The organism is Pseudomonas sp. xss_4 (assembly GCF_043104125.1).
GTDB classification, from domain to species: Bacteria; Pseudomonadota; Gammaproteobacteria; order Pseudomonadales; family Pseudomonadaceae; genus Aquipseudomonas; species Aquipseudomonas parafulva_B.
On the sequence record NZ_JBICKJ010000027.1, the window covers coordinates 251,518 to 273,050 of the forward strand.

The following is a 21,533-nucleotide window of genomic DNA, read 5'->3' on the forward strand; positions in this document are numbered from 1 at the left end:
ACGCCTCGCTCATTACAATCCACGACGCCTCTTTATTCCATTTGCGACTATATAAATTCGATTTGGATATAAATTCGTTTGTTTTCAGGCTGTTAGCATTTCCGTTCGCAATCGCACATAGAGGCGGCGCCTCATCTTCTCGTTTTCGGAGCTTCAATGAACCTGCCACTGCTGCTAAACCTGCTGGCGTTCCTGGCCTTGTTGCTAGGACTGGCGCAGACCCGCCGTACCGACTGGAGCCTGGCCAAGAAAGTGCTGCTGGGCCTGGCACTTGGCGTGGGCTTCGGCTTGGCCCTGCATACGATCTATGGCGCAGGGCGCCCTGTGCTCAAGACCACCATCACCTGGCTGGACCTGGTCGGCAACGGCTACGTGGGCCTGTTGCAGATGATCGTCATGCCGCTGATCTTCGCCTCCATCCTCAGCGCCGTGGCGCGTCTGCACAATGCCTCTTCCCTGGGACGCATCAGCGTCCTGAGCATCGGCACGCTGCTGCTGACCACGGCTATCGCTGCCCTGATCGGCATCCTGCTGACCAACCTCTTTGGCCTCAGTGCCGAAGGCCTGGTGGCAGGCGCCCAGGAGAGCGCACGCATGCAAGTGATCCACAGCGACTATGCAGGTAAGGTCGCCGACCTCAACATCCCGCAACTGCTGCTTTCGTTCATCCCCAGCAATCCGGTTGGCGACCTGGCGCGGGCCAAGCCGACATCGATCATCAGCGTGGTCATCTTTGCCGTCTTCGTCGGCCTGGCCGCCTTGCAGTTGATCAGGGACGACGCCGAAAAGGGTCAGCGTGCACTCTCGGCCATCGATACCCTGCAAGCCTGGGTGATGCGCCTGGTGCGCGTGGTCATGAAGCTCACGCCTTATGGCGTGCTGGCATTGATGACCAAGGTGGTGGCCAGCTCGAACATGGAAGACATCCTCAAGTTAGGCAGCTTCGTAGTGGTGTCCTACCTGGGCCTGGCGCTGATGTTTGTGGTCCACGCCATCATCCTGGCGGCGATCGGGGTCAGCCCGCTGCGCTTCTTCCGCAAGGTATGGCCCGTGCTGACCTTCGCCTTCACCAGCCGTTCGAGCGCTGCCAGCATCCCGCTGAACATCGAGGCCCAGACGCGTCGCCTGGGCGTGCCGCAGTCTATCGCCAGCTTCAGCGCCTCATTCGGGACCACCATCGGTCAGAATGGCTGTGCCGGGCTTTACCCTGCCATGTTGGCGGTGATGGTCGCGCCAGCGGTTGGCATCGACACCTTCGATCCGCTGTGGATCGCCACGTTGGTGGCCATCGTCACGCTCAGTTCGGCCGGTGTGGCCGGGGTTGGCGGCGGCGCTACCTTCGCCGCGCTGATCGTGCTGCCGGCCATGGGCTTGCCGGTGGAGCTGGTAGCCCTGCTGATTTCGGTGGAGCCGCTGATCGACATGGGCCGTACGGCGTTGAACGTGAACGGTTCGATGACGGCTGGCGTGGTAACCAGCCAGCTGCTCAAGGAAACCGACAAGCAGGTACTGGCCGATGATGAACACGCAGCATTAAGCCATACCTGAGTTCACGGGGGGCCGCACGGCGCGGCCCTTTCCTCGCGCAACAGGCGTCAGGCCTTGTCCCACACCTCGAAGTGATACAACGGCTTACCTTCCTCAGCCTGCGCCTGACTGGACAGCAGCGTCCACTGCTTGCGATCGAAATCCGGGAACCAGGCATCGCCCTTGGGCGACAGCTCGACCCGCGTCACGTACATCCGGCTGACGAGTCCTTGCTCCAGCGCCTGCCCGTAGAGCTGCGCACCACCGATCAGCATCAGCTCGTCGACACCTTGCTCGCGCGCCCACTGATCAGCCCGCACCAGCGCGTCTTCCAGCGAAGCGAAAACTTCGGCACCGGCCAGTTCTAGCCCGGGCTGCCTGCTGACCACGATATTCAACCGCCCAGGCAGCGGCCGTCCCAGCGAGTCCCAGGTCTTGCGGCCCATGATGATGGGCTTGCCCAAGGTGGTGGCCTTGAAATACTTGAAGTCCCCCGGCAAATGCCAGGGCATGGAATTGTCGATGCCTATCACGCGGTTGTCGGCGCAGGCCACGATCAGGCTTAAGGGCAGTAATGTCTTCATGCCGGCGAGAATAGCACCGCGCGGGTGAGTTATGCTGCTGCCACGACCTGTGCAATGGAACACCCTGTGACTGCACCTTCTTTGCTGGACAAGCGCTGGCTCACCGAGGCGATACGCCTGCGCGAAGAACATGCCGGCCCTCTCGAGGACCAGGAAGCGAACCGCCGTGCCCGCCAGCAAGGCGGCAGCCTGGCCCTGCGCATCGAGACCCGCGCGCTGCTGCTGGCCGAACGCGACGGCTTGACCGCCGCGTTGCGGCGTTGGAAGCAAGGGGCACGCCTGGCGCTGGTGGCGATGGTGTTGATGGCCGTGCTCAGTGGCGGCGGCCTGGCGTTGGCCGCACTGGGTGACGGGCAGCGGCCGGTGAATGTGTTCTGGGCGCTGGGCAGCCTGCTGGGGCTGAACCTGGTCATGTTGCTGGGCTGGTTGATCGGCTTGTTCCTGAGCGGTGAGCACGGCGCGCTGCTGGGGCGGCTTTGGCTGTGGTTGAGCGAACGCTTTGCCCGCGACGCCCGTGCCGCCCACCTGGCGCCGGCCCTGCTGGTGCTGCTGCAACGCCAACGCCTGGGCCGTTGGTTGCTGGGTTTGCTGGTCCACAGCCTGTGGGTGGCGGCCATGCTGAGCGCGGTGGGTGTGCTGCTGACATTGCTGGCCACCCGGCGCTATGGATTCGTCTGGGAAACCACGTTGCTGGCGGCCGAGCCTTTCATCGCCATGACCCAGGCCCTGGGCGCCCTGCCCGCGCTGCTGGGCTTTGCGGTACCTGACCCGGCCATGATTCGGGCCAGCGGTGACACCGCACCGGCCCTGGCCATGACGCGCCAGGCATGGGCCAGCTGGCTGCTGGGCGTGGTAGTGGTCTATGGCGTGCTGCCGCGTCTGCTCCTGGCTGGCGTGTGCCTGTGGCGCTGGCAGCAAGGGCGCCAACGCCTGGCGCTGGACACGGACCTGCCAGGCTACATGCCGCTGCGCGACAGGCTGATGCCCAACAGCGAGCGCCTGGGTGTGCAGGACGATGCGCCCGACACACTGCCGCAATTCAAGGCTCAGCCGTCACTCATTGAAAATGCCGGCGCACTGCTGGTCGGCGTCGAGCTGGATGATCAGCGCCCTTGGCCGCCGTCATTGCCCGCCAATGTCGCTGATGCCGGTGTGCTGGACAGCCGGGAGTCGCGGCATCGTCTGCTTGAGCAACTGGGGCGTTTTCCACCCGCGCGCCTGGCCATTGCCCTCGACCCTGAGCGCTCGCCGGACCGCGGTAGCCTGGCCTTGCTTGCCGAGCTGGCGCGCAATGCAGGCAGTACGCGTATCTGGCTGTTGCCTGCTGTCGCTGATCAGCTTCGCGACGAACGGCGCCTGAATGACTGGCGTGAAGCCCTGGATCGCCTGGGGCTCCCTCATGCTGACACTTTACCGTTGGCTTGGTTGGAGCACGGTCATGACTGAGCCCTTGAAGCTGGCCGTGGTAGGCCACACCAACGTGGGCAAGACCTCGCTGCTACGCACCCTCACGCGTGACGTCGGTTTCGGGGAGGTCTCGCATCGCCCCAGCACCACACGCCATGTGGAAGGGGCTCGCTTGTCCGTGGACGGGGAGCCTCTGCTGGAGCTCTACGACACACCGGGCCTGGAAGACGCCATCGCCCTGCTCGACTACCTCGAACGTCTCGAACGCCCTGGCGAGCGCCTGGATGGCCCGGCGCGGCTGGAGCGCTTTCTGCAGGGCAGCGAGGCGCGCCAGCGCTTCGAGCAGGAGGCCAAGGTGCTGCGCCAGCTGCTGGCAAGCGATGCCGGGCTCTATGTCATCGACGCCCGCGAGCCGGTGCTGGCCAAGTACCGTGACGAACTCGACGTGCTGGCCAGCTGTGGCAAGCCACTTCTGCCGGTGCTCAACTTTGTCTCCAGCCCCCAGCATCGCGAACCGCAGTGGCGTGAAGCCCTCGCCCGGCTTGGGCTTCATGCATTAGTGAGATTCGACACCGTAGCCCCACCAGAAGATGGCGAGCGCCGCCTGTATGAGAGCCTCGCCCTGCTGCTGGAAGATGCACGCCCTAGCTTGCAGCGCCTGATCGACGATCAGCAGGCCCAACGGGTGGCCCGCCAGCAAGGTGGCAAACGCCTGATCGCCGAATTGCTGCTGGACTGCGCCGCCTGTCGTCGCAGCGTGGAAGGTGAACCTTCTGCCCAGGCACAGGCCATCGAGGCGCTCCACCAGGCCGTGCGCCAGCGTGAACAGCGCTGCGTGGAGGCTCTGCTCAAGCTCTATGCGTTCCGGCGCGACGACGCGCATGCCAGCGACCTGCCGTTGCTGGACGGGCGCTGGGGGGACGATCTGTTCAATCCTGAAACCCTGAAGCAGCTTGGAGTGCGTGTAGGCGGCGGTGTAGCGGCAGGCGCGGCGGCCGGGGCCGGCGTGGACCTGCTGGCAGGTGGGCTTACCCTGGGCGTCGCCGCCTTGGCCGGGGCCATCGCCGGCGGCGCCCTGCAGACGGCACGCGGCTATGGCGCGCGCCTGATGGGCAAGCTCAAGGGCAAACGCGAGCTGACCGTCGACGATACCGTCCTGAGCTTGCTAGCCTTGCGTCAGCAACAGCTGATGGTGGCACTGGACCACCGTGGGCACGCCGCTCAGGACAGTATTCGCCTGGGCCCCTTGGATGAAAAGACCTGGCGTCAGGGCAAGCTGCCCGAACCGCTGGTGCGGGCTCGCGCGCACCCGCAATGGTCCACGCTCAACCCAGGTGCTAAACCGAACCAGGCCCAGCGTCAGGAGCAGCTCGAAGCGCTGGTGCAGCAACTCTAGGCCTGGCCTTTCAGGCGGTGGTCACTTGCGCAACAAGCGCAGACCGTTGAACACCACCAGCAGGCTCACGCCCATATCGGCGAATACGGCCATCCACATGGTGGCCAGCCCGGCGAAGGTAATGCCCAGGAAAATCGCCTTGATCGCCAAGGCCAGCACGATATTTTGCTTGAGGATCGCTGCGGTGTGCCGCGACAGCCTGATGAACGCAGGGATCTTGCGCAGGTCATCGTCCATCAGCGCCACATCGGCCGTTTCGATGGCAGTGTCGGTGCCAGCCGCCGCCATGGCGAAGCCGATTTCGGCCCTGGCCAGCGCCGGCGCGTCGTTGATGCCGTCCCCGACCATGCCGACGCGATGACCTTGGTCGTACAGCGCCTGGATGCTACTGAGCTTGTCGGCTGGCAGAAGGTTACCTTCGGCCCGATCAATGCCTACCGTACGCGCGATGGCCGCGGCGGTGTGCGGGTTGTCACCGGTCAGCATGGCTGTCTGGATGCCCAGTGCATGAAGCTCGGCAATGGCTTGCCGGCTGCTTTGCTTGACGGTATCGGCCACCGCAAACAATGCCAGGGGGCCTGATGCGTTGAGCAGCAACACCACCGTCTTGCCCTGCTGTTCCAAGGCATCGAGCTGGACTTCCAGTTCGGGTGAACACAGCCCCAGCTCCTCGACCAGGCGATGGTTGCCCAGGTGCAACACCTCACCCTCGATGGTGCCACGCACGCCACGGCCCGCGATCGCGGTGAAATCCCGGACCTCACTGTGGGGCAGGTCGTTGTCCTGGCCGAACTGGGCTATCGCTCGCGACACGGGGTGATCGGAGCGTGCACCCAAGCTCGATGCCAGGGCCTGCGCACGATGCTCGAACGCCGGTTGCAGGGCCTTGAAGTCTGTCTGGACGGGCTTGCCGTGGGTGATCGTGCCGGTCTTGTCCAGGGCCAGGAAGTCCAGGTGGCGCCCGCCTTCGAGGTACACCCCGCCCTTGATCAGGATGCCTTTGCGCGCCGCAGCCGCCAGGCCACTGACGATGGTGACGGGGGTCGAGATCACCAGTGCACAGGGACATGCCACTACCAGCAGCACAAGCGCACGATACACCCAGTCGAACCAGGTGCCGTTCAGCAGAAGCGGCGGGACGATCGCCACGGCCAGCGCAAGGGCCAGCACCGCCGGCGTATAGATCCGCGAAAACCGGTCGACGAAGCGCTGGGTTGGCGCCCGCGCCCCTTGCGCCTGCTCGACAGCCTTGATGATGCGAGCCAGTGTGGACTGACCGGCCACGGCGGTGGCTTTGATTTCCAGGGCACCTGCCTGGTTGATGGTGCCGGCGAAGACCTTGTCGCCCAGGCCCTTCTCCACCGGCAGGCTTTCACCGGTGATCGGGGACTGATCGACGCTGGACTGCCCGCTGATCACCTGGCCATCGAGCCCGATACGCTCGCCTGGCCGTACGCGCATCGTCGCGCCGACAACGACTTCACGTACGTCCATTTCGCGCCATTGGCCGTCGGCCTGTTGCACGGTCGCCATGTCCGGCGCCAACTGCATGAGCCCGCCAATGGCATTGCGTGCACGGTCCAGCGAGCGGGCTTCGATCAGTTCGGCCACGGTAAAGAGCACCATCACCATGGCTGCTTCCGGCCATTGGCCGATCAGCAACGCACCGGTGACCGCGATGCTCATGAGGGCGTTGATGTTGAGGTTTCGGTTTTTTAGCGCAATCCAGCCCTTCTTGTAGGTACCCAGACCACAACCCAGGATCGCCGCCAGTGCCAGCGCAGCCACCAGCCATTGCGGCGCGAGCTGGGCGAAGTGCACGATTTCGGCGCCCAGGGCTGCCAGGCCGGACAGCGCCAGCGGCCACCAACCCTGCTGGCGCGGCGGCGCTGGCACGGTAGCGCTGTCCGCATCACCCACGAGCGGCTCGGCTTTCATCCCCAGGCTGTCGATGGCCCGTTCGATGTCGGACGTGCCATCGAGCGTGTGCCTGACCCCCAGGATGCGACTGATGAGGTTGAATTCCAGCGCCTCGATGCCAGCCATCTTGCCCAGTTTGTCCTGGATCAGCGTCTGCTCGGTCGGACAATCCATGGCATCGATACGGAAACGGCTGAGCTGGGCCTGCTCGCTGGGAATGGACGTCAACTGCACGTGGGCAGGCGCGGCCTGCGTGCTGCAACAGGTATGACCCTGATCGCCATGGCGCACGTCGTCATGGGCATGGTCATGATTGTGCTCATGATGATGCGTGTGTTCAGGGCTGACAGACTTGTTCATGGGTCATCCTTAATTGAGTCTGTTGCCAAGTGAACACCCTGTAGCCACTATAGGGTCAAGCGAATGCCAGGAGTTTTCAACATGAAGATCGGCGACCTTGCCAAGGCGACGGACTGCGCTGTGGAGACCATTCGTTACTACGAACGCGAAAAGCTCCTGCCTGAGCCTGCGCGCAGCGAGGGCAATTACCGGATGTATACCCAAGAGCATGTCGAGCGCCTGACATTCATACGCAACTGCCGCACGCTGGACATGACGCTCGATGAAATCCGCAGCCTGCTGCAGCTGCGTGACAGCCCTCAGGCCTCGTGCGGCAGCGTGAATGCCTTGATCGACGAGCATATCGAGCACGTCCAGGCCCGGCTCGATGGGTTGGTGGCATTACAGGCGCAACTGATGGATTTGCGAAGACGGTGTAACGAGGAAGGCGCGCAATGCGCCATTTTGCAGCAGCTAGAAACCAACGGCGCTGTGACGGTGCCAGACATCGAGCATTCACATGTTGGGCGTAGCCATGGGCATTAGTGGGCGTGACTAGCCTGCCGGAACAATGGTCTTGCGCCGCATCCAAGGGCTAGCGGATTTCGGGTAGGAGCGTCCCGGCTAGGCCGCTCCTGTGGGGATCGTACACTGGGGGTATGAAAGGGATCCCTCAGACCGCCATCGGCGCCGTCATCGGGGCATGATGCTCATACCCTTCGAGCCAGAAATCACTCGGCTCGATCTGCTCAAGCCACTGCGGCTCGTACTTGCCTGTGTCGGCGAACGCCGGGACCCGATCGCTTATCACCAGTTTGGGCGCTTCCAGCGGCTCGCGCTTGAGCTGCTCGTTGAGCATGTCCAGGTGGTTCTCGTACACATGGGCGTCGCCGATGAAATAGGTGAACCAGCGCGGCGTGTAGCCGGTCAGCCGGCCGAACAGCGCCAGCAATGCCGCTCCTTCGGTGAGGTTGAATGGTGTACCCAGGCCAAGGTCGTTGGAGCGGATGTAAAGCGTCAGTGAAAGCTCGCGCGTTTCCACGTTGGGGTGGAACTGGTAGAGCAAGTGACAAGGCGGCAGGGCCATTTCATCCAGCTGGGCGCAGTTCCAGCCGTGGAACAGGATGCGTCGGCTGCCAGGATCGTTGGCGATGGTGTCCAGGCACTGGCGGACCTGATCGATGGCCTTGTAGAGGATGACAAACGCCACGCCACCCTCTTCATCCTGGGCAATCTGCCGGAAGCCGGCCTTTTCCGCCATCTCGATCGCGGCCTGATTGCTCAGGGCGATGCGCTTGTAGCCCGGCCATTGCCGCCACTGTACCCCGTAGATCTCGCCCAGGTCGTCATGGCCCTGGCGGAACGGGTTGGCCAACCACTGGGCATTTTCGTTGGCGTTCTGGTCCCAGACCTTGCAACCCAACTCACGGAATTGGCCGGCATTGCGAACCCCGCGCAGGAAGCCCACCATTTCGCCGATGGCCGACTTGAACGCGAGCTTGCGCGTGGTGATAGCGGGGAAGCCCTTCTGCAGGTCGAAGCGCAGCATCGCCCCTGGCAGGCTGATGGTGCGGATGCCGGTACGGTTTTCCTGCAACGTGCCGTTTTCGATAACGTCGCGGACCAGGTCCAGATACTGTTTCATGGCTTACCTGTAGCTAGACGGCAGGGGATCGCCCCTGCCGGGAGAGTGATCAGGCGGGTGTCGCCGTAGGCTTGCGATTATAAGCCCACCAGATGAGCCCAAGGCCAGCCACGATCATGGGGATGCACAGAATCTGACCCATGGTCAGCCATCCCCACGCCAGGTAACCGAGCTGGGCATCCGGCACCCGCACGAACTCGACGATGAAACGGAAAATACCGTAGAACAACGCGAACATTCCGGAAACTGCTATGGTTGGCCGGGGTTTGCGCGAGTACAGCCAGAGAATCACGAACAGTGCCACGCCTTCGAGGGCGAACTGATACAGCTGCGAAGGGTGGCGCGGCAACTGCGCCGGGTCGCTGAACGGCGGGAAGATCATCGCCCATGGCACATCGGTCGGTTTGCCCCACAGTTCAGCATTGATGAAATTGCCGATACGCCCGGCACCCAGGCCGATCGGCACCAGCGGGGCGACGAAGTCCATGAGTTCGAAGAACGACTTGTTGTTGCGCTTGCCGAACCACAGTGCAGCCAGCATCACGCCAATGAAACCGCCGTGGAACGACATGCCGCCTTTCCAGACCTCGAAGATCAACGTCGGGTTGGCCAGGTACGCGTGCAGGTCGTAGAACAGCACATAGCCCAAACGTCCCCCTACGATCACGCCCATCGACAGCCAGAAGACCAGGTCGGAAAGCTTTTCGCGGCTCCAGGTAGGGTCGAACCGGTTGAGGCGGCGGGTGGCCAGTAACCAGGCCCCGCCAATGCCGATCAGGTACATCAGGCCGTACCAATGGATTTTCAGCGGTCCGATGGCCAGTGCCACGGGGTCTATCTGCGGGTAAGGCAGCATTTAACATCCTCTCGATTCAAATCAGAAAGCTCAGGCCTACACAGAACAACAGGGCCGCAAACAGGCGCTTCAACAGGCGCGGTGACAGTCTGTGAGCCAGCCGCGCCCCGTAACGTGCGAAAAACATGCTGGTCACGGCGATGCCGACCATCGCCGGCAGGTAGATGTAACCGACGCTGTGCGGCGGCAGCTGGGGTTCATGCCAGCCCAGCACCATGAAACCCGCTGCACTGGCGATCGCAATGGGCAGGCCACACGCTGACGACGTCGCCACGGCCTGCTGCATGGGCAGGCTGCGCCAAGTCAGGAAGGGTACAGTCAGCGAGCCGCCACCGATGCCGAAAATGGCCGACGCCCAGCCGATTACGCCACCCGCTGCCACCCGTGCAGCCTTGCCGGGCACACCGCGGCTGGCCTTGGGCTTGAGGTCCAGTGCCATCTGCGCGGCAATCACCAAGGCGAAGACGCCAATGATCTTCTGCAGCATGGGCCCCTGGATCAGCGACGCCGTCTTGGCCCCGACACCAGCACCCAGCAGGATCCCCAAGGTCATCCAGGCAAAGATCGGCCATTGCACCGCGCCTTTGCGGTGATGCTCGAGCACGGCGTTGATGGAGGTGAAGACGATGGAGGCCAGGGATGTGCCTACCGCTAGGTGCGTCAACACCGAGGCGTCAAAGCCCTGCAATGTGAAGCTGAACACGAGCACAGGCACGATGATGATGCCCCCGCCCACGCCGAACAAGCCGGCCAGCACCCCCGCACATGCACCTAATACCAGATAGAGCACGAATTCCATTCGGCTTCCCCGAGAAATCAATCCGGCATGGTAACGGAAGCTGGGTTCGCGGCTCTAGTGAAGTCTGTGTCAGGTTGGATCTGTCCCGCTGCCTGGGTACAGTGGAAGAAAACACAGGACCCGAAGAATGTGCCTGATCGTATTCGCGTGGCGGCCAGGGCATGCCCTGCCCCTGATCGTGGCGGCCAACCGTGATGAGTTCTACGCCCGCCCTACCCTGGCGTTGGCACCGTGGGAAGAGGCGCCGCAAGTGTACGCCGGTAGGGACCTGGAGGCTGGCGGGACTTGGCTGGGGATCGGCCCGCAGGGACGTTTCGCCGCGTTGACCAATATCCGCGACCCCAGGCAGGCACTGGGATCGCGTTCGCGTGGCGAATTGGTGGCCGCTTTTCTGAAGGGAGAGCAAACCGTGGAGGCGTATCTGGCTCAGGTGGCCAGCCGAGCCGACCAGTATTCAGGGTTCAACCTGCTCATCGGCAATGACCATGCCCTGGGGTACGTCAACGCCAGGGAAGCAGCGCCACGCCTGCTTGAGGCAGGGGTGTACGGGCTTTCCAATGCGCAGCTTGATACCCCATGGCCAAAACTGGTCAAGGCGCGCAGCCGCCTGGAGGGGTTATTGGAAAAGCCCGATCCAGAGCAACTGCTGGCACTGCTGGCCGATGACGAGCCTGTAGCCGACGCCCAGTTGCCGGAAACGGGTGTTGGCCTGGCAACCGAAAAACTGTTGTCGAGCGCGTTCATCGCCAGTCAGAACTACGGCACACGCGCCAGTACCGTGCTGATCGTCGATGATCGAGGACAAAGGCAGTTCATCGAACGCAGCTTCGGCCCGTTCGGGTCCCTTGTCGGGGAGGTGAAACGCTTGGTTTGATCACCCAGGCCGGCCTTGTGCGCAGGTCAACTACCAAGGCGCCAGCACACGCGGCGCTCAGAGCGGCTTGTTGGCCCCAGGCCCGATCATCCGTGCAAGCCCGAGGTTCTTCAGCGCCAGCTGCAGCGAGCTGTGGATGACCTGCGGGTTGTCATGGCTCAGCGCCTCTTGCAGCAGCTCCTTGGCCTTGCTCATGTTCACCTGGCGCAGCATCCACTTCACCTTCGGCAGGTTAGTGGCGTTCATCGACAGGCTGTCGAAGCCCATGGCCATGAGCAGGATGGCAGCGGCCGGGTCGCCCGCCATTTCGCCGCAGATACTTACCGGCTTGCCTTCGGCATGGGCATCACGGACCACAGTGTTGACCGCCTGCAGTACGGCTGGATGCAGGTAGTCGTAGAGGTCGGCCACCCGTGGGTTGTTACGGTCCACAGCCAGCAGGTACTGGGTAAGGTCGTTGGAACCCACCGACAGGAAGTCCACTTGCCGCGCCAGTTCTCGGGTCTGGTACACCGCGGCCGGGATTTCCACCATCACGCCCACCGGCGGCATTGGCACATCGGTGCCCTCGTCACGCACCTCGCCCCAGGCGCGGTGAATCAGGTGCAGCGCTTCCTCGAGTTCGTGAATGCCGGAAATCATCGGCAGCAAAATCCGCAGGTTGTTCAAGCCCTCGCTGGCCTTGAGCATGGCGCGCGTCTGCACCAGGAAGATCTCGGGGTGGTCGAGTGTGACGCGAATGCCACGCCAACCCAGGAAGGGGTTTTCTTCCTTGATCGGAAAGTAGGACAGCGCCTTGTCGCCCCCGATGTCCAGCGTGCGCATGGTCACGGGCAGTGGATGGAAAGCCGCCAGTTGTTCGCGGTAAATCGCCAACTGCTCTTTTTCGCTGGGGAAGCGCTGGTTGATCATGAACGGCACTTCAGTGCGGTACAGGCCTACCCCTTCGGCGCCACGCTGCTGGGCGCGGGCCACGTCGGCCAACAGGCCGGTATTGACCCACAGCGGCATGCGGTGCCCGTCAGGGGTAACGCAGGGCAGCTCGCGCAAGGCGTCCAGGCCCTGGGCCAGCTGGCGCTCTTCCTCGACCACGTCGCTGTACTGCTTGCGCAGCACCTCGCTGGGGTTGGTAAAGACCTCCCCTTTGTAGCCATCGACGATCAGCTCGATGCCATCGACCTTCGAATAGGGCAGGTCGACTAGGCCCATGACGGTCGGAATGCCCATGGCGCGGGCCAGAATGGCCACGTGCGAGTTGCCCGAGCCTAATACCGAGACCAGGCCCACCAGCTTGCCTTCGGGCACTTCGCCCAACATGGCCGGGGTCAGCTCTTCGCTGACCAGAATAGTGTTGTCGGCATAGACCAAAGACTGCGAGCGTGCCTGTTGCAGGTAGGCGAGCAAGCGTCGGCCCAGGTCCTTGACGTCGGAGGCCCGCTCGCGCAGGTAATCGTCATCCATCAGTTCGAAGCGGTTGACGTGCTCGCCCACCACCTGGCGCAGTGCGCCCTGCGCCCATTGACCCGTCTTGATGACCTCGCGCACCTCGCCGCCCAGGGCAGCGTCCTCGAGCATCATCAGGTAGACATCGAATAACGCCCGCTCTTCGGGACGCAGTTGGGTGGCCAGCTTGGCCGACAACTTGCGCATGTCGGCGCGCACCCCTTCGAGGGCCGCATGGAACAGGTGCAGTTCGGCGTCGATGTCCTCGACCGTCTTGTCCGGGACCACTTCCAGGTCGGCCGGTGGCAGCATCACCACGGCCCGCCCTACGGCAGCGCCAGGGGAGCCAGGCACACCGACGAATCGCGCTTCCTGGATGCCTTTGCCCTGGCGACCCAAACCGCGAATCGAGCCAGTGGCCTCGGCGTGGGCGATCACTCCAGCCAGTTGCGCACTCATGGTCACCAGAAACGCTTCTTCGCCCTCATCGAACTGGCGACGCTCGCGCTGCTGAATGACCAGGACACCCACCACGCGGCGGTGGTGGATGATCGGGGCGCCCAGGAAGGAGGCGAAGCGCTCCTCGCCGGTCTCGGCGAAGTACCTGTAGCGCGGGTGCGCGGCGGCATCTTCGAGGTTAAGAGGTTCTTCGCGGGTGCCTACCAGCCCCACCAGGCCTTCGTTGGGGGCCATGCTGACTTTGCCGATCGAGCGCTTGTTCAACCCTTCGGTGGCCATCAACACGAACCGGTTGGTTTCCGGGTCCAGTAGGTAGACCGAGCAGACCTGGCTGGCCATGGCCTCTTTGACACGCAAGACAATGATCCCCAACGCCGACTTGAGATCTTTGGCGGAGTTTACTTCCTGGACGATCTTGCGCAGCGTATTGAGCATGGCTCGGGGTCGAACTCCGTCGTCAGTCGCGCGTCAGAAGACGCGGTGCTAGCTCTTTCAGGGCGCGCCGATAGACCTCGCGCTTGAATGTCACAACCTGGCCCAGCGGGTACCAGTAGCTCACCCAGCGCCAGCCATCGAACTCCGGCTTGCCGGTCAGGTCCATGCGCACCCGTTGCTCATTGCTGATCAGACGCAACAGGAACCACTTCTGTTTCTGGCCGATGCACAACGGTTGGCTGTGGGTGCGCACCAGTCGCTGGGGTAAACGATAACGCAACCAACCACGGGTGCAGGCAAGAATTTCCACATCGTCGCGTTCAAGGCCAACTTCTTCGTTCAGCTCGCGGTACAGGGCATCTTCTGGCGTCTCGTCAGGGTTGATACCGCCCTGTGGAAATTGCCAGGCATCCTGGTTGATCCGTCGAGCCCATAGCACCTGCCCAGCATCATTCGTGAGAATGATCCCGACATTGGGGCGAAAACCATCCGGGTCGATCACGGCAGCAACCTCGCAAACGCATGTCACCGCATTGTTCCACAAAGCCTGCGAGCGCAGCAACGCGCCTGCGGTGCTTATATACCGTCAGCGCTATGCAAGTGTGTGAACCAGGCTTTGCCGGCAGGCAATCAGTGGATGCCTTGGCGAAGATCAGACGGGCTTGGCGCCCATCAGCCCGGCGATGGACAGCAGGCACACGGCACTGAATACGGCCAATGCCAGCGTTAGCCGCATACTCTGTGCAGGTGTCCTGCGCAGCCGGTTCAGGCGCACGACTAGCCATACCCAGGCCAACGCGCTCATGGTATACAGCGCAGTCGACGCCAGTAGCCAGGTCTGACCCAGCGGCCAACCTACTAGGTGCACCAGCCACCAGCCGGTAAACGGCAGGCTGAACAGGCTGATACCCATCACCAGCCAGACGAAGACCAAGGGCCGTTGCATCAGCCTGCCATACACCGCCCTGTCGCCCTGCCGGCGGGCACGCATCGTCCAGATCGCCACGCCCAGCGCACCGAGCAACAACAGTGCGGTGCCGATCACGTGCAAGGCTTTGAGGGTGTTGAGGTGTTCCATGTCACTCGTCCTGGGCCGGTGGCGTTACAAGGGCTGCGAGCGGAAAAGCCCGCCAGGCTGCGCCGCCTGTTCATTGCAAAGCGGCGCGCCCCCTGGGCAAGAGCTTAGCCGTTCAGCCAAGGAACAGCGTGTAGGCCGGGTTTTGGGTTTCATCCCAGTAGGGGTAGCCAATCTGGGCCAGCGCGGCCGGCACCAGGTGGCGCTCGTCCTCAGGCACCTGCAACCCCGCCACCACACGGCCATCTGCCGCACCATGGTTACGGTAGTGGAACATCGAGATGTTCCAGCGCCCGCCCAGTTTGTCGAGGAAGTTGAACAGGGCCCCTGGCCGCTCGGGGAATTCGAAGCGCAGCACCATTTCATCGCTCGCCCCGGCCGAGTGCCCACCCACCATGTGGCGAATGTGCAATTTGGCCAGCTCATTGTCGGTCAGGTCCGTGACCGGGAAGCCCTGGTCGATCAACTGTTGCACCAGTGCCGCGCGGGGGTCGTTTTCCGGATGGGTCTGCACGCCCACGAAGATGTGCGCCTCATCGGAGGTGTGCTTGCGGTAGTTGAATTCGGTGATCTGGCGCTTGCCCACCGCCTCGCAGAAGGCCTTGAAGCTACCGGGACGCTCCGGGATGGTGACCGCGATGATGGCTTCGCGCTTTTCACCCAGTTCTGCCCGCTCCGCGACATGGCGCAGGCGGTCGAAATTGACGTTCGCCCCGGAATCGATGGCGACCAGTGTCTGGCCGCTGACCCCGTACATCTCCACGTATCGCTTGATGCCCGCCACGCCCAGTGCCCCCGCAGGCTCGGTGATCGAACGGGTATCGTCGTAGATGTCCTTGATCGCCGCGCAGATTTCGTCGGTGCTGACGGTGATGACTTCGTCCACGTGATGGCGGCAGATGTCGAAGGTGTGCTGGCCAATCTGAGCCACCGCCACGCCATCGGCAAACAACCCTACCTGCGGCAGCACCACCCGCTCGCCAGCCGCCATGGCGGCCTGCAGGCAGTTGGAGTCGTCCGGTTCAACGCCAATGACCTTGATTTCCGGGCGCAGATATTTCACGTAGGCGGCGATGCCAGCAATCAGGCCGCCGCCGCCGACCGGCACGAAAATCGCGTCCAGCCGACCAGGGTGCTGGCGCAGGATTTCCATGGCCACGGTGCCCTGGCCAGCAATGGTATGAGGATCATCGTAGGGGTGGATGTAGACGAAGCCCTTTTCATCGACCAGTTTCAGCGAATAGGCCAATGCCTCGGGGAACGAATCACCGTGAAGGACCACCTTGCCGCCGCGCGAGCGCACGCCTTCGATCTTGATTTCAGGCGTGGTCTTGGGCATCACGATGGTGGCCTTGATGCCCATTTCCCGTGCGGCGAGGGCCAGCCCCTGGGCATGGTTGCCAGCCGAGGCGGTGACCACGCCGCGAGCCAGCTCTTCTGCGGTCAACTGCGCCAGCTTGTTGTAGGCCCCGCGGATCTTGAACGAGAACACCGGCTGCAGGTCTTCGCGCTTTAGCAGGATCTGGTTGCCCAGGCGTTTGCTCAACTGCCCGGCGCTGTGCAAGGGGGTTTCGACGGCAACGTCATAGACGCGCGAGGTGAGGATCTTCTTGACGTACTGTTCGAGCATCGGGAAAGCATCACTGGCCGCAGGACAAGGGCTCGGAGTCTACCCCAGCGTTACGTCGGACGACCACAGCCAAGCCGCGCTTGCCGTTATACTGGTCGCCTTTACATCCGCCCTGCCCCATCTCGGAGCCCGCATGACCCAGGACCAACTCAAACAGGCCGTTGCCCAGGCTGCCGTCGACTTCATTCTGCCCAAGCTCGATGACAAAAGCGTCGTTGGCGTGGGCACCGGTTCGACCGCCAATTTCTTCATCGACGCCCTGGCGCAGCACAAGACGGCCTTCGACGGCGCGGTCGCCAGCTCCGAAGCCACGGCCCAGCGCCTCAAGGGCCATGGCATCCCGGTCTACGAGCTCAACAGCGTCAGCGAGCTGGAGTTCTATGTGGACGGCGCCGATGAAAGCGACGAACACCTGAACCTGATCAAAGGCGGTGGCGCGGCCCTGACCCGGGAAAAGATCGTTGCTGCCGTGGCCAAGACGTTCATCTGCATCGCCGATGGCAGCAAGCTGGTACCGGTTCTGGGCAACTTCCCGCTGCCGGTGGAGGTCATCCCGATGGCCCGCAGCCATGTTGCTCGTCAGCTGGTGAAGCTTGGCGGCGACCCGGTTTACCGTGAAGGCGTGATCACGGACAACGGCAACGTTATCCTCGACGTGTACAACCTGCAGATCACCGACCCGGTAGCGCTGGAAGCCCAGATCAATGCCATCGTGGGCGTGGTTACCAATGGCCTGTTCGCCGCACGGCCTGCCGACCTGCTGCTGCTGGGCACTGCCGAGGGCGTGAAGAGCCTGAAGGCCGAGTAACCATGCAAGCCGGCAAGCCCGGGTACGGTTGCGCCGACCGGGGCTTGCCGAACGCCGACAAGGTCACGGCGCCGGCTGCTTGAATACGTAGAACAGGTTCGGCTCACTGACCATATAGATGGTCCCGGCCTCGTCCATCGCAATGCCCTCCGCCTGCGGGACTGTCGCTTTGAGCCCCTGGAACCCTTTGCGTAATGACAAGGTGCTCAGTGGCCGCCCCTGCACATCCAGCTCCAGCACCAGGCGCGACTCATCCGACAGCGCCAGCAGGTGCCCACTGCGCTCGTCGAACTGCAGGCTCGACAGATCGCGCACGAACAGGCGCGAATCACGCTTGCGGTCCTGGACCACGTTCACGGCATAGGGTTGTTGCGGATCGTCATGAGGAAACCCGTGCACTTCGTAGATGAGCATCGGGTCGCGCTCCTTGGCCACGAACAGCCGCTTGCCCACCGAATCGAAGGCCAGCCCTTCGAAACCCTTGTTACCGTTAAGGCCGATGCCCAAGGTCAATTGCTCTGCCTGGGCAGCATCCAGTGACAAGGTGTCGTCGGTGAGCCGCACACGGATCAGCCGCTGTTGGCGCTCGTCGGTGATCACGTAGCTATTCGGACCGATGTACTCCACCGCCTCGGGGTCACCGAAACCGTGCAGCGCGATGCGTCGCAGGATTCGCCCATCCAGCGACAGCTCGATCAGCTCAGAGCGGGCGTTGGTCACGGTGAACAGGCTCTTGCGGTCAGGGTCGTAGGTCAGCGCCGAGACATCGTCATCCAGCCCTTCGATTGGCCGCCCCTCGACCACCACCTGGTAGCGATTCAGGCCAATGCTTTGCTCGGCCGGTTGCCACCACGTGGTGAGGTTGAACCAGGCACGTTCGAACAGACGAAATTCCTGCCCGATCCAGCCCAGCAACAGCAGGCATAGGACGACAGGGACCAGTGACAGACGCAAATAACGGTGCATGAAGGCAGACTCGACGGAGGATGGCGAATCTAACCACAAACAACTGAAATAAAGCTTAATGCCATCATGCAAATAGCAGGAAAAACCTACCCTTTGGTGAAGCGATAGAACAATGCCGGTTCGCTGACCATGTACAGGGTGCCCTGGTCATCCATTGCCACGCCTTCGGCCCTAGGAATGGTGTGCTGCAGACCATTAAAGCCCCCCAGCAAGGTCATGAAGCTGACCTGTTCACCCTGCTCATCTAGTTCCAGCAGCATGTTGGAATCGGCAGACAGCGCCAGCAGGTGCCCCGTTCGCGGATCAATGCCCAATGCCGACAGGTTTCGCAGGTCGAGCGAATCACTGGGCAGCGGCGTTTTTTTGCCCGTCAGTTGGCCTTGCCCATTGGACTTCCATTCATACAGGCGCGGCGGCCGCTCCTCGCCGATGACCAGCCGCTGTTTCGAGGCGTCCCAGACCACGGCTTCGTAGCCCTTGTTGCCATTTTGCGACGCCCCCAGGTCGTGGCTGGGGAAGTCCGCATGGTTGAGCGCGGTGGTGGTGGCATCGACTTTCACCACGGTCAGGTCATGCAGCCGCTCGTCCGTGATTGCTAGGTAGCCGCCATCCATGACGGTGACGCCTTCCGGGTTTGCCCAGCCATTGAGGGGAATATTGCGCAGCACGTCGCCGTCCAGGTTCAGCTCGGTGAGGAAGGGTTGCTTGCCCATGACGGCGAATAGCGTGCGAGTACTGGGGTTGTACGTGAGGTCCGATGCTTCGTAGTCGGCCATTTCCGGCAAGGGCTTGGCGTCGATATCCACCGTGTAGTCCGGCAGCCACACGCTTTCACTGCGCTCGGCCGTGCTTTCGAAGCCTTCCTTGACCCACAGCGCTGCCCGATCGTCCCAATGCATGGCGAAGGCCACGCCATAGGCAATCACCACTGCCACGGCCAGGCCGAACGGCCAGCGCAGGTAGAATGGGCGCTTGAAGGAGGCAGGGGCGTTTGATTGCATCGAGACGTCCTGGGGAGAAAGGCGAAGGTCTGCGCATTATCCAGAAGACGTGTGAAAAAACAGTCAACCCGCTAGGGCCATTCGCAGATGACGCGGGGATGGGCCGCCTGACCGGAGCCTTGGCCAAGGCGGATCATCTGCGAAAAATCAGGTGAGTACTGGCTTAGAGCACCCGGCTCTCGAACCGGCTAACCCCTGGCAGCTCCAGGACCACGTCATCGCCCACGTTGAAGGGGCCTACGCCTGCTGGTGTGCCGGTCAGGATGACGTCGCCGGCCTGCAGCGAAAACTGCGCAGCCATGTGCTGGATCATGGGCACGATCGGGTTGAGCATCATTGCACTGGAGCCGTCCTGGCGGACTTCGCCGTTGACCGTCAGGCGCACCGGGATGGCCGTGATGTCTTCGAAGCTGGCGGCAGACACAAAGGGCGGCAACACGCAGGCGCCGTCGAAACACTTGGCCAACTCCCAAGGCAAGCCCTTTTCCTTGAGCTTGGCCTGCACGTCCCGCAGGGTCAGGTCCAAGGCCGGCGCAAATCCGGAAATGGCATCGAGTACCTCCTCCTGGCTTGGCCGCGTGGACAACGACTTGCCCAGCAACACCGCGATTTCCACCTCGTAGTGCACCGACCCGCGTTCGGCAGGAATCTTGAACCCGCCTTCGGCCGGCACCACGCAACTGCCCGGTTTGATGAACAGGAGGGGTTCGGTCGGTATGGGATTATCCAGCTCCTTGGCATGTTCGGCGTAGTTACGCCCGATGCATACCACCTTGCCCAGTGGAAAATGAATGCGCGTGCCGTCTGCATACTGGTGCTGGTAGTTCATGGCCACTCCTCTGGATACTGCTTTTTATTCAGGTGCGAAGATCTTACCCGGATTCATGATGCCCGCAGGGTCGAACACGGCCTTGATTGCCTTCATGCAGGCGATTTCTTCAGGGGACCTGCTGTAGCCCAGGTAATCGCGCTTGGTCATGCCCACACCGTGCTCGGCGGAGATCGAACCGTCGTAGCGCTGGACGATCTCGAACACCCACTGGTTGACCTCGGTGCAGGACGCGAAGAAGTCATCCTTGCTCATGTGCTCGGGCTTGAGGATGTTCAGGTGCAGGTTGCCGTCGCCGATGTGCCCGTACCAGATCACCTCATAGTGGGGGTAATGCGCCTGGACGACGGCATCGATGTCGCGCAGGAATGCCGGCACTTTCGAGACGGTCACGGAGATGTCGTTCTTGTACGGTGTCCAGTGCGAAATGGTTTCGGACAGGTATTCGCGCAGCTTCCACAAATTCTTCAGCTGCGCCTGGCTCTGGCTCATCACGCCATCGAGCACCCAACCTTGCTCGACACAGTGTTCGAAGGTAGCCAAGGCTTCGTTGGCCACCGCATCGGTGCCGGCCTCGAACTCCAGCAAGGCGTAGAACGGGCATGGCGTTTCGAAGGGCGCAGGCACATCACCACGTGCCAGGATCTTGGCCAGGCCCTTGTCGGAGAAAAACTCGAACGCCGTCAGGTCCAACCTGCCCTGAAAAGCGTGCAGTACAGGCATGATCGAGTCGAAATCAGGCGTGCCCAATACCATGGCGGTGAGGTTGCGCGGTGCGCGGTCCAGGCGCAGGGTGGCCTCGACCACGAAACCCAGGGTACCTTCGGCGCCAATGAACAGCTGGCGCAGGTCGTAGCCGGTGGCGTTTTTGATCAGGCCCTTGTTCAATTCCAGCAACTCGCCGCTGCCGGTGACCACCTTGAGGCCCGCGACCCAGTTGCGGGTCATGCCGTAGCGGATCACCTTGATGCCACCGGCATTGGTGCCGATGTTGCCGCCTATCTGGCTGGAGCCACTGGAGGCGAAGTCCACCGGGTAATACAGGCCCTGCTCCTCGGCGAACGCCTGCACCTGCTGGGTAATGACCCCTGGCTGGCAGACCACGGTACGGTCGAAGGCGTTGAAATCCAGGATGCGATTCATGTAATCGAAGGCGACCACCACCTCCCCATTGGCGGCCACGGCGCCCGCGGACAACCCGGTACGCCCGCCGGAAGGCACGAGCGCCACACGATGGGCATTGGCCCAGCGCACGATGGCCTGCACCTGTTCGATCGTACGGGGCAGGACGATGGCGCTGGGCGCAGGCGGGTAATGGCGCGTCCAGTCCTTGCCATAGGCTTGCAGGGATTCGGGGTCGGTCAACACCTTGCCGGGGTCGACCAGGGTCTTCAACTCATCCAATACAGCGGGCTGGGTCATCGCCTGAACTCTCGCTTTATTCATGGTCACCCTGAGCACGCTTCACCTGTCGGGATAAGCTCAGATTGTGTCGCGTATGCTAGCATAGCGCCCCCGCTGTTCATGCTAGAGCTGCCCA

At 62.6% G+C, this 21,533-nt stretch carries 19 protein-coding genes; 6 read left to right on the plus strand and 13 right to left on the minus strand.

Annotated features, from left to right (window positions below):
* Window positions 1-156 precede the first annotated feature (156 nt).
* Window positions 157-1,548 (plus strand): L-cystine transporter, encoded by a 1,392-nt coding sequence (locus tag ACF8GB_RS06120; RefSeq protein WP_392526707.1) that lies wholly within the window; start codon window positions 157-159, stop codon window positions 1,546-1,548.
* A gap of 47 nt (window positions 1,549-1,595) precedes the next feature.
* Here ACF8GB_RS06120 and ACF8GB_RS06125 read toward each other — a convergent pair whose 3' ends face one another.
* Complete coding sequence (locus ACF8GB_RS06125; RefSeq protein ID WP_058638148.1) at window positions 1,596-2,111, minus strand: dihydrofolate reductase; 516 nt, start codon at window positions 2,109-2,111, stop codon at window positions 1,596-1,598.
* A 54-nt stretch (window positions 2,112-2,165) separates the two neighbouring features.
* Here ACF8GB_RS06125 and ACF8GB_RS06130 point away from each other — a divergent pair, with 54 nt between their 5' ends.
* Window positions 2,166-3,557: a DUF2868 domain-containing protein gene (locus tag ACF8GB_RS06130; RefSeq protein ID WP_196121343.1), complete on the plus strand. Its 1,392-nt coding sequence runs from the start codon at window positions 2,166-2,168 to the stop codon at window positions 3,555-3,557.
* Window positions 3,550-4,914, plus strand: a complete 1,365-nt coding sequence (locus tag ACF8GB_RS06135; protein ID WP_392526708.1) for a GTPase/DUF3482 domain-containing protein — start codon at window positions 3,550-3,552, stop codon at window positions 4,912-4,914. Before ACF8GB_RS06130 ends, ACF8GB_RS06135 begins: the two co-directional genes overlap by 8 nt.
* A gap of 21 nt (window positions 4,915-4,935) precedes the next feature.
* On the opposite strand, the gene ACF8GB_RS06140 is transcribed toward ACF8GB_RS06135, so the two are convergent.
* Window positions 4,936-7,194: a heavy metal translocating P-type ATPase gene (locus ACF8GB_RS06140; RefSeq protein WP_197844090.1), complete on the minus strand. Its 2,259-nt coding sequence runs from the start codon at window positions 7,192-7,194 to the stop codon at window positions 4,936-4,938.
* An 81-nt stretch (window positions 7,195-7,275) separates the two neighbouring features.
* Between ACF8GB_RS06140 and cadR the strand changes: the two genes are divergently transcribed.
* The gene (gene cadR, locus ACF8GB_RS06145) at window positions 7,276-7,719 is read left to right on the plus strand and encodes a Cd(II)/Pb(II)-responsive transcriptional regulator (RefSeq protein ID WP_058638152.1); all 444 of its coding nucleotides are present in this window, start codon (window positions 7,276-7,278) and stop codon (window positions 7,717-7,719) included.
* 127 nt (window positions 7,720-7,846) lie between these two features.
* Here the strand turns inward: cadR and ACF8GB_RS06150 are convergent, their stop codons facing one another.
* From ACF8GB_RS06150 to ACF8GB_RS06160, 3 genes are read right to left on the minus strand one after another with little or no spacing between them, the layout of a single operon-like run.
* On the minus strand, window positions 7,847-8,818 hold the full coding sequence (locus ACF8GB_RS06150; RefSeq protein WP_058638153.1) for a thymidylate synthase: 972 nt from the start codon (window positions 8,816-8,818) through the stop codon (window positions 7,847-7,849).
* A gap of 49 nt (window positions 8,819-8,867) precedes the next feature.
* Window positions 8,868-9,674: a prolipoprotein diacylglyceryl transferase gene (gene lgt / locus ACF8GB_RS06155; RefSeq protein ID WP_392526709.1), complete on the minus strand. Its 807-nt coding sequence runs from the start codon at window positions 9,672-9,674 to the stop codon at window positions 8,868-8,870.
* Between the two features lie 16 nt (window positions 9,675-9,690).
* A complete protein-coding gene (locus ACF8GB_RS06160) occupies window positions 9,691-10,473 on the minus strand; it encodes a sulfite exporter TauE/SafE family protein (RefSeq protein ID WP_058638154.1) in 783 nt (260 codons plus the stop codon).
* Window positions 10,474-10,600: 127 nt separating this feature from the next.
* Between ACF8GB_RS06160 and ACF8GB_RS06165 the strand changes: the two genes are divergently transcribed.
* On the plus strand, window positions 10,601-11,347 hold the full coding sequence (locus tag ACF8GB_RS06165; RefSeq protein WP_392526710.1) for an NRDE family protein: 747 nt from the start codon (window positions 10,601-10,603) through the stop codon (window positions 11,345-11,347).
* A 57-nt stretch (window positions 11,348-11,404) separates the two neighbouring features.
* Here ACF8GB_RS06165 and ptsP read toward each other — a convergent pair whose 3' ends face one another.
* From ptsP to ilvA, 4 genes are all read right to left on the minus strand, one after another.
* Window positions 11,405-13,684 carry a phosphoenolpyruvate--protein phosphotransferase gene (ptsP, locus tag ACF8GB_RS06170; protein ID WP_023532652.1) on the minus strand — a complete coding sequence of 760 codons (2,280 nt, stop codon included), beginning with the start codon at window positions 13,682-13,684 and terminating at the stop codon, window positions 11,405-11,407.
* 22 nt (window positions 13,685-13,706) lie between these two features.
* The gene (locus ACF8GB_RS06175; RefSeq protein WP_023532670.1) at window positions 13,707-14,186 is read right to left on the minus strand and encodes an RNA pyrophosphohydrolase; all 480 of its coding nucleotides are present in this window, start codon (window positions 14,184-14,186) and stop codon (window positions 13,707-13,709) included.
* Window positions 14,187-14,336: 150 nt separating this feature from the next.
* Entirely contained in the window at window positions 14,337-14,762 is a 426-nt protein-coding gene (locus ACF8GB_RS06180) for a DUF2269 family protein (protein ID WP_058638156.1), read from the minus strand.
* Between the two features lie 112 nt (window positions 14,763-14,874).
* A complete protein-coding gene (gene ilvA / locus ACF8GB_RS06185; protein WP_058638157.1) occupies window positions 14,875-16,389 on the minus strand; it encodes a threonine ammonia-lyase, biosynthetic in 1,515 nt (504 codons plus the stop codon).
* A gap of 133 nt (window positions 16,390-16,522) precedes the next feature.
* Here ilvA and rpiA point away from each other — a divergent pair, with 133 nt between their 5' ends.
* Window positions 16,523-17,197: a ribose-5-phosphate isomerase RpiA gene (rpiA, locus tag ACF8GB_RS06190; protein WP_058638158.1), complete on the plus strand. Its 675-nt coding sequence runs from the start codon at window positions 16,523-16,525 to the stop codon at window positions 17,195-17,197.
* Window positions 17,198-17,260: 63 nt separating this feature from the next.
* Here rpiA and ACF8GB_RS06195 read toward each other — a convergent pair whose 3' ends face one another.
* The 4 genes from ACF8GB_RS06195 to ACF8GB_RS06210 all read right to left on the minus strand — a co-directional run bounded on the left by ACF8GB_RS06195 (window position 17,261) and on the right by ACF8GB_RS06210 (window position 21,415).
* Entirely contained in the window at window positions 17,261-18,163 is a 903-nt protein-coding gene (locus tag ACF8GB_RS06195; protein WP_058602866.1) for an SdiA-regulated domain-containing protein, read from the minus strand.
* Between the two features lie 86 nt (window positions 18,164-18,249).
* Complete coding sequence (locus ACF8GB_RS06200) at window positions 18,250-19,164, minus strand: SdiA-regulated domain-containing protein (protein WP_392526711.1); 915 nt, start codon at window positions 19,162-19,164, stop codon at window positions 18,250-18,252.
* A 163-nt stretch (window positions 19,165-19,327) separates the two neighbouring features.
* Entirely contained in the window at window positions 19,328-19,993 is a 666-nt protein-coding gene (locus tag ACF8GB_RS06205) for a fumarylacetoacetate hydrolase family protein (protein WP_058602864.1), read from the minus strand.
* 24 nt (window positions 19,994-20,017) lie between these two features.
* A complete protein-coding gene (locus ACF8GB_RS06210) occupies window positions 20,018-21,415 on the minus strand; it encodes an FAD-binding oxidoreductase (RefSeq protein ID WP_197844087.1) in 1,398 nt (465 codons plus the stop codon).
* Window positions 21,416-21,533 lie beyond the last annotated feature (118 nt).

Bases quoted from the DNA above. Each gene is read 5' to 3' on its own strand.
- ACF8GB_RS06120 (WP_392526707.1), top strand. From the start codon at position 157: ATGAACCTGCCACTGCTGCTAAACCTGCTGGCGTTCCTGGCCTTGTTG.
- ACF8GB_RS06125 (WP_058638148.1), bottom strand. From the start codon at position 2,111: ATGAAGACATTACTGCCCTTAAGCCTGATCGTGGCCTGCGCCGACAAC.
- ACF8GB_RS06130 (WP_196121343.1), top strand. From the start codon at position 2,166: ATGGAACACCCTGTGACTGCACCTTCTTTGCTGGACAAGCGCTGGCTC.
- ACF8GB_RS06135 (WP_392526708.1), top strand. From the start codon at position 3,550: ATGACTGAGCCCTTGAAGCTGGCCGTGGTAGGCCACACCAACGTGGGC.
- ACF8GB_RS06140 (WP_197844090.1), bottom strand. From the start codon at position 7,194: ATGAACAAGTCTGTCAGCCCTGAACACACGCATCATCATGAGCACAAT.
- cadR (WP_058638152.1), top strand. From the start codon at position 7,276: ATGAAGATCGGCGACCTTGCCAAGGCGACGGACTGCGCTGTGGAGACC.
- ACF8GB_RS06150 (WP_058638153.1), bottom strand. From the start codon at position 8,818: ATGAAACAGTATCTGGACCTGGTCCGCGACGTTATCGAAAACGGCACG.
- lgt (WP_392526709.1), bottom strand. From the start codon at position 9,674: ATGCTGCCTTACCCGCAGATAGACCCCGTGGCACTGGCCATCGGACCG.
- ACF8GB_RS06160 (WP_058638154.1), bottom strand. From the start codon at position 10,473: ATGGAATTCGTGCTCTATCTGGTATTAGGTGCATGTGCGGGGGTGCTG.
- ACF8GB_RS06165 (WP_392526710.1), top strand. From the start codon at position 10,601: ATGTGCCTGATCGTATTCGCGTGGCGGCCAGGGCATGCCCTGCCCCTG.
- ptsP (WP_023532652.1), bottom strand. From the start codon at position 13,684: ATGCTCAATACGCTGCGCAAGATCGTCCAGGAAGTAAACTCCGCCAAA.
- ACF8GB_RS06180 (WP_058638156.1), bottom strand. From the start codon at position 14,762: ATGGAACACCTCAACACCCTCAAAGCCTTGCACGTGATCGGCACCGCA.
- ilvA (WP_058638157.1), bottom strand. From the start codon at position 16,389: ATGCTCGAACAGTACGTCAAGAAGATCCTCACCTCGCGCGTCTATGAC.
- rpiA (WP_058638158.1), top strand. From the start codon at position 16,523: ATGACCCAGGACCAACTCAAACAGGCCGTTGCCCAGGCTGCCGTCGAC.
- ACF8GB_RS06195 (WP_058602866.1), bottom strand. From the start codon at position 18,163: ATGCACCGTTATTTGCGTCTGTCACTGGTCCCTGTCGTCCTATGCCTG.
- ACF8GB_RS06200 (WP_392526711.1), bottom strand. From the start codon at position 19,164: ATGCAATCAAACGCCCCTGCCTCCTTCAAGCGCCCATTCTACCTGCGC.
- ACF8GB_RS06205 (WP_058602864.1), bottom strand. From the start codon at position 19,993: ATGAACTACCAGCACCAGTATGCAGACGGCACGCGCATTCATTTTCCA.
- ACF8GB_RS06210 (WP_197844087.1), bottom strand. From the start codon at position 21,415: ATGACCCAGCCCGCTGTATTGGATGAGTTGAAGACCCTGGTCGACCCC.